The sequence below is a fragment of the Calothrix rhizosoleniae SC01 genome (genome assembly GCF_900185595.1).
GTDB lineage: Bacteria > Cyanobacteriota > Cyanobacteriia > Cyanobacteriales > Nostocaceae > Calothrix_A > Calothrix_A rhizosoleniae.
This window is the reverse complement of the sequence record NZ_FYBH01000228.1, coordinates 1-7,414: the sequence shown is the minus strand read 5'-3', so window position 1 is coordinate 7,414 and position 7,414 is coordinate 1. Positions and strand designations below refer to the sequence as shown.

General features: G+C 40.9%; 5 protein-coding genes. 2 read left to right on the top strand and 3 right to left on the bottom strand.

Features of this window, described 5'->3' with window-relative positions:
• Together CALSC_RS13690 and CALSC_RS13685 are read left to right on the top strand one after the other, a co-directional pair.
• On the top strand, window positions 1-482 hold a 482-nt coding region (locus tag CALSC_RS13690), incomplete at its 5' end, for a HEAT repeat domain-containing protein (protein WP_143288253.1).
• The gene (locus CALSC_RS13685) at window positions 479-3,253 is read left to right on the top strand and encodes a pentapeptide repeat-containing protein (protein ID WP_235006787.1); all 2,775 of its coding nucleotides are present in this window, start codon (window positions 479-481) and stop codon (window positions 3,251-3,253) included. The genes CALSC_RS13690 and CALSC_RS13685, both read left to right, overlap by 4 nt.
• 37 nt (window positions 3,254-3,290) lie before the next feature.
• Here the strand turns inward: CALSC_RS13685 and ilvB are convergent, their stop codons facing one another.
• From ilvB to CALSC_RS13670, 3 genes are all read right to left on the bottom strand, one after another.
• Window positions 3,291-5,207 (bottom strand): biosynthetic-type acetolactate synthase large subunit, encoded by a 1,917-nt coding sequence (gene ilvB / locus CALSC_RS13680; RefSeq protein ID WP_088241884.1) that lies wholly within the window; start codon window positions 5,205-5,207, stop codon window positions 3,291-3,293.
• Window positions 5,208-5,339: 132 nt separating this feature from the next.
• On the bottom strand, window positions 5,340-6,602 hold the full coding sequence (locus tag CALSC_RS13675) for an MFS transporter (protein ID WP_088241883.1): 1,263 nt from the start codon (window positions 6,600-6,602) through the stop codon (window positions 5,340-5,342).
• Window positions 6,603-6,766: 164 nt separating this feature from the next.
• The coding region (locus tag CALSC_RS13670; protein ID WP_327331409.1) for a hypothetical protein at window positions 6,767-7,414 on the bottom strand (648 nt) is incomplete at its 5' end.

Here is a 7,414-nt window from a genome sequence, read left to right as displayed (position 1 = left end):
TTACTGCTCTCAAAGATGAAAACTCTAATATTCGTAGGAGTGCTGCTGATGCTCTGGGAGATATTGGTATAGATGCAAAATCGGCTATTGCTGAACTGACTAAAATATTTTTAGATAAGAATGAAGCAATTTGTATTCGTTATCGAACAATGAAGTCACTTGCAAAAATAGGTAATAAAGAAGCTGTATCAGTTTTAAAAAGATATTCAAGAATATATTATTACTTAAGAGAGTATGAACCGGGTTGTGAATGTCCTTTATGCCGAGGCAGTGCTCGCAGCCTCAGAAATAGAAAGACTAAAATCCTCAACGAGAAAGTCCCTGTGATTTGCCGTATTCCAGTAATAAAGAATATACTAAAAAATTGGAAATGCTTTGACAAAAAACCAGATAATTCACCTCAGTCCAGACGGAGCAAGAGTTCATCAGACACAGTAAAACCCCGTAAAAACTGCTCTGATTGTCGGGATGAACAGCAATGATACATCAACCTCACCGTGCTAATTTACGGGGGAGAGACTTCCGAAGGAAAAACCTAGCAGGGGAAGACTTTACCAATGCTGATATTCGAGGAGTGAAATTTACTAATGCCACTCTAATTGGTGTTAACTTCCGCAATGCTAAAGCAGGTTTACCAACCTCTTGGAAAATGGGTATGGTTATTTTATCAGTGCTTCTGTCATTATTAGCAGGATTAATTTCTGGCTATTCTGGTGCGCTTATTGGTGATTTATTAAATAATATTGTTGATGGTTCTTACTTATTAGGTAGTATATCTTTAATAACTATAGGAATATTTTTAATTGTTATTTTCTGGCGTGGCTTAGGAGTAACACTAGCAACCCTTGCTGAGATAACAGCAGCTTGCTTAATTGCTTCTATTGCCTTTTCCCCAAACGATAAAGCCGGAGTAAATCTTGCTATTAGCACAACATTTTTTGTGGTGGGTTTAGCTGGAATAGTGTCTGGTGTTGGTAATATGGCCGTAGCTATCGCTTTAGCAAAAGTTATAGCTATGCCTGCTGCTACGACTTCCACTGGTTTGATCGGTTTTATTGGTATTGTAATTGGTGTTTTACTGGGATTTTTTCTAGATGAATCAAATGACTATTTTCCATCTGGCTTGATTACTTTATCTGGGTTGATTGGTTTATTAGCAATTACATCCGGTGTTTATGTTGGCAGACAAGCTATAAATGGCAACATAAAATATAAACTTATTCGTTCCCTACCAGTTGGTATTGTTGCCTATGGCGGGACAAGTTTTCGTGGTGCTAACTTAACAGATGCAGACTTTACCCAAGCCACCCTCACAAGTGTCGATTTCAGAGAAGCTAACCTCACCCGTACCTGTTGGTTTAATGCAAAAAATTTAGAACAGGCTCGTGTAGAAGGTACATATTTAGAACAAGCAAATGTACGACAATTAGCAATCACCAAAGACGGTAGAGGGCAAGAATTTAATAATATAAATTTACGATACCTGAACCTTAAAAATGCCAACTTACAAGATGCCGAATTTATCAGCACAGATTTAAGTGAAGCTAACTTGAAGAATGCTAATTTATTTGGTGCGAAACTGGCTGAAACTCAGCTATATCAGGCTAATCTTACAGCAGCTTGCTTAACTGGAGCATATATTGAAAATTGGGGTATTTCCACTGATACTCAACTTGAAGGCATTCAGTGCGATTTTGTTTATATGCGACTACCTACACAGGATGACCCCGACCCTTGGCGTAAACCAGATAATCGTCAAGAAAAATTTAAAAAGGGAGACTTTGCTGATTTTGTTGCTCCCATTATTAAAACTCTGGACTTATATAAAACCCAAAATTCTGACCCCCGTCAAGTAGGTGGTAAATTTAAAAGCCTTGACTTACTTCACTACGAGGGAATTGACCCCACAGCAGCAGCTATTGCCATCATCCAGTTAGCCGAACACAATCCCGATGCAGACCTACAAATTGTGGCATTAGAAGGTAGGGGTGAAGAGAAAATTCGCCTGCAAGCCAGAGTCGCAGGTGATGCCAATCCCTCGGATTTAAGCCGTGAATATTTTGAAAAATATATTGAATTTCAATCTTTATCATATAGCAGCATACAAGAATTAATCATAAGTAATAAAGCAAAAGAAGAGCAACTTAGCTATTATAAAAATCTTTTTACCAATGCTATCAATCAACCAAAAGTTTATGTAGAAACTATTAATTCTCGAGGGAGTTTAACTATGTCGGAAAGTAAAGGTAATATCAGCATTGGTAATGCTCAAGGTAATATTAGTGGTCTTGCTGCCACTGGTGAGAATGCATCCATGACAGGGATGGCTATGGGTAATATTAGTGGTACTGTGACTAATGCTATCAATCAGTTACCCGACTTTTCAGAAGCAGAACCATCGGGAATTAAAAGGCTACTTCAAGAGTTACAAGCGGCCATTGAAGCTGACAGTAATTTGAGTGGTGATGACAAGACAGAAGCATTAGAACAGCTAGAAATTATTGCCGTAGCGAGTCAAAAACCAGAAGATGCTACTACCCAAAGAAAAGTTAAAAAAGCTGTGACTTTTCTTAAGGGTATAATTGCTGATTTACCCACAAATGCGGAGTTAGTGACAACCTGTAATCGGTTATTACCCCTCATAGCCGATCGCGTGGGAAATAAAGAAAGCCAATCAAATCCAGCACCAGCTAATTCCATTAAAATTATGTTCCTGGCATCAGATCCCACTGATGCTGCTCGTCTGCGATTGGGACAGGAATTACGAGATATTCAAAAAAAACTGCAACTAGCCAAACAGCGAGAAAGATTTATTCTCCAGCAACAAATGTCTGTACGTCCTGGGGATATCAGTCAGACTTTACTGGAGTTTGAACCAATGATTGTACATTTCTCCGGACATGGCACAAGTAATGGCGAACTTTGCTTTGAGAATGAATTGGGAAAAATTCAGCCTGTAAAACCTGAAGCTTTAGCTGCATTGTTTGCCCTTGTCAGTCAACAAGTCAAATGTGTTGTTCTTAATGCTTGTCACTCAGAAACTCAAGCCAAGTCAATTGCTGAACATATTCAATTTGTGATTGGGATGAATCAAGCCATTGGGGATAAAGCAGCGATCGCATTTGCTGTGGGATTTTATACAGCCATTGGAGCCAGCCGCCCGATCCCAGAAGCCTATCAATTCGGCTGTACCCAAATTCAACTCGAAGGTATTCCCGAGAATTTAACCCCTATTTTGCATCAAAAAAAGTAAGGTGGGCATTGCCCACCCTATTCGATATCAATTAGCCCTACAGCTTAGTGCCACACTCCGGACAAAAACTATTGCTGGGAGGATTTTTCGCACCACAATTACTGCAATAAACTGGCTCAATATCTGGCTTGGGAGTTTGCTTAGGTAAACCCAACATTTGAGCATTGCTCTTACCAGGAGCAATCATGGGATAACAATTTTCATCCCTAGTCACGTAAACATCTAAAATTACCGGACAATCAGCAGCCAACATTTGGGCGATCGCATCTGATAATTCTGACCGGGATTTGACTATTATACCTTTAATCCCATAGGCCTTGGTCAACAGTTCAATGTCTGGCATCCCTACTTCCATATTCGAGCAGGAATAACGTTCGCCATAGAAGGCTTGCTGCCACTGGCGTACCATTCCTTGCCAACCATTATTAATAATCACTGTTTTCACATTGATGCCATACTGAGCCAGAGTTCCCAACTCTTGTAAACACATTTGGAAACTGGCATCACCACTAATACAAATAACTTCCTCATCCGGAAATGCTACCTTGACACCCATAGCCGCAGGTACGCCAAAACCCATAGTTCCCAAACCCGCACTAGAAATCCAGCGTCGGGGGCCATTTTTGAGGAATTGTGCCGCCCACATTTGATGTTGTCCCACATCCGTAGTGTAGTAAGCATTTGGTGCCTGACGACTAACTTCCACAATTACTTCTTGGGGAGAAATACTGTCAGGACTTTCCGGGACTACTAAAGGATAATCTTCTCTCCAGCGATTGATTAAACTTAACCACTCTTGGGTCTGATTGCTATTATGACTAATTCCTAGTTCTTGGCAACGAGCTAATAAATCTAGCAGTACATTCTTGACATCGCCAACAATAGGCACATCAGGGACTCGGTTTTTACCTACTTCGGCGGGATCAATGTCAATGTGAATTACCTTGGCTCGGGAGGCAAATTCATCCAACTTACCAGTTACCCGATCATCAAATCTTGCTCCCACACACATCAATAAGTCACAATCAGTGACAGCAAAATTGGCATAAGCAGTACCATGCATACCCAACATACCCAAAGATAGGGGATGGTGTTCGTCAAAAGCCCCAAGACCCATTAAAGTAGTGGTGACGGGGATATTAAATAACTCTGCTAATGCTTCAATTTCTGTATGGGCACCGGCTGCGATCGCACCTCCACCAATGTACAATAGTGGGCGACGACTTGCCTGGATTAACTTTAATGCTGCATTAATTTGTTTGGGATTACCCTTGACAGTGGGGCGATATCCTGGCATCTTCACAGAACCAGGTTCCACCGGTACATAATCAAATTTTTCTAAGGCTACATCCTTGGGTACATCAATCAATACTGGACCAGGACGACCCGTACTGGCAATATGGAAGGCTTCAGCCACAATTCGTGGCATATCATTGGGATCACGCACTACATAGGAGTGTTTGACAATGGGTATGGTAATGCCATAAATATCAGTTTCCTGGAAGGCATCCGTACCAATTGCCGCCCTGGCAACCTGTCCGGTAACAATGACCATAGGGATCGAATCCATGTAAGCCGTGGCAATCCCTGTAACTAAATTAGTTGCTCCTGGGCCAGAAGTACCAAAACATACTCCCACTTTACCTGTAGCACGGGCATAACCATCAGCAGCATGGGATGCACCTTGCTCGTGTCTGACCAGGATATGCTTTATACCACCAGCGCCTTCCACTAAATACAGTTCATCGTAAACTGGTAAAATTGCTCCACCAGGATAACCAAAAATATATTCTACCCCGTGACGCTTCAGGCTATCCATCAGGGCAAAACCACCAGAGACGAATTTTGGTGTGATTACTGGGGATGGAGATACATGGGACTGGTGGGAATTTTCGCTGGGTGGAACACTGGGGGAATAATGCGATTCTCCGGGAGACACACTTCGTGAACGCACAGTCTAACCTCACGTATTAGCTAAGATGATGTAGAAATTCTGTATTTAAGATTTCATTTTAATCGAAAAACTTAATTAATTCTTGATTTGTAAATATCTTCAATATAATTTGAGCCTACTATTATACAGGAATTACAACACATCTTTCAAAACTCGCTTGGTATTTTTCCAAGCCCATACCCCCACACCAGCTACAATGAGACTCATACCGACTAAAACTGGTCGTAAGCCAAAAGCATCTGTGAGGGGGCCAGCGATCGCTAGGGGAGCAGATAGGGCAATATTAACGGCATGATTTTGAAAGCCAAATACTTTGCCATGCATGGAGTGGGGAGTACGCTGTTGAATCAGAGTTTGCATGGGTACATAAATAAAGGAAGCTCCAATCCCCAAGGAGGCACATAACCCCAAAGCGAGCATCAGGTTATGGGTAAAGGTAAACACCCCTAATACCGCAGCCATAACCAAAAAACCTACCAGTGGCAAAGACTTGCGATTGAGTCTATCATTCCAATGACCCAAAATCCCTGCCCCTGTAACCATACCAATACCAGCCGCCGCCAGAAAAAAGCCAAATTGTTTTTCTTTTAAACCAAACTCTGCTGCTAATCTAATTGTCAAAACTGTTAAAGCTGCAAATACACAATACAAAGTTACGAGTTGCAACATGGCATTGAGAATCAAAACATTTTTTTTCAGATAGCGTAATCCTTCCTTAAAATCTACCCAAGGATGAATTGATGCTTGGCCATCCAGTACCCTTTTAGGCTCCTTAAATTTAATGGGTAGCATGATTACCGCCGAAGCAATGTAGAATGTGGCGACTATCAATTCTTGACCATAATCTTCTGCAATCCAATTCTTTGCCCAAGTTAAAATTGGTTCCCCCATCGCAAAACCGACAATCATAGCTGTCATCATGGTGCTACTAAATAGGGCATTAGCAGCCATTAAAGACTCTTTGCGGACTATTAAAGGCAGGGCTGCATGTTCTGCAGGGGCAAAAAACTGTGTAATTGTAGAGATAGCAAAGGCAAGCAGCAACAATAAAATAAATTCTCGCGGTAACAATGGTAGACCTAATACCAAGAAACCTCTGACAAAATCAGAACCTACCATAATCACTTTTTTGGGCAAGCGATCTACAAATACACCCCCTGCAGAACCAAACAGGATGGCTGGAATGGTAAACACCACCATCAAAGTAGAGTACATGGAATTTTCTGTTAAACCTGCTGGAGGTTGGTAATTCTCCAATAAGGCAATCATTAATACAAAAAAGACTTTATCTCCTAGTTGGGATACTAGTTGTCCAATCCACAGCAGCATAAAATTGCGGCTTTTAAGTAAGACAGAAAACCCATTATTCACAGCAGCAGGTTCAATAGGAAACATCTAAACATTAGGGGATAGAGATTAACGGGATGGATAGAGTTTACAGGGGTATTATTTTAGTTTATAGGTTTGGTAATTGAGAATTTGTAATTCATCACTAGAAGAACTACATTCTTCATTCCCTAGATTCTCACTCCTGAATACTAAATCCATTTTCCGGACTATTATTTTTCATAGTCCTGCAATAGTAAGTATAAAAATTGAGTTAAACTCATTTTGCAATTGGAAGATGAACTACCTGTGGGTGAGTCTACCCACCAGCCTTGAACACTTTTTGGCTCTCCCCACATTTGTAAATGATCGACAGCTGGCTCCGCATAAAAGTTATTGTGCTGACTACCAAGCATTTTTGAACTCCAATGAGTAAAGTAATCATGACTGATGCGATGAATGGGAAATTCCCCCCACAGTGGCACTCCCCAACCATCTATAGCAATAAAAGCTTTGATTGTACCTCCCAGAATATGCCAATTTGTCGCTGCGACCATTGCACCCACAACTCCTGCACTAAAGCTAATAAAAACTACTGGAGTTTTTTGCCAATTTCCCAAAGGATACTCCGAAAGGACTGCCTGACTGTGTTCCCATAAGAACTTAAAAATATGCCACCCAGATAAAGTCGCCAATCCTTTGCCCCGATAAACAAGTATATCTACTGAACCGTCTTTGTCAATTTTTTGTACTACTGACTCTACGCAATTCCAGACAAAATTCTCGGTTAATCCTGGTTCATGAATTCCAGGGCAAACAATAATACTCATTTTCCTATTCCATTGATCAACAATCAGTTTTCTTGCCCTACTAATAAGTCT

What these genes read in the sequence shown, in the direction of transcription:
- CALSC_RS13685 (WP_235006787.1), top strand. Translation starts at nt 479, where the DNA reads ATGATACATCAACCTCACCGTGCTAATTTACGGGGGAGAGACTTCCGA.
- CALSC_RS13675 (WP_088241883.1), bottom strand. Translation starts at nt 6,602, where the DNA reads ATGTTTCCTATTGAACCTGCTGCTGTGAATAATGGGTTTTCTGTCTTA.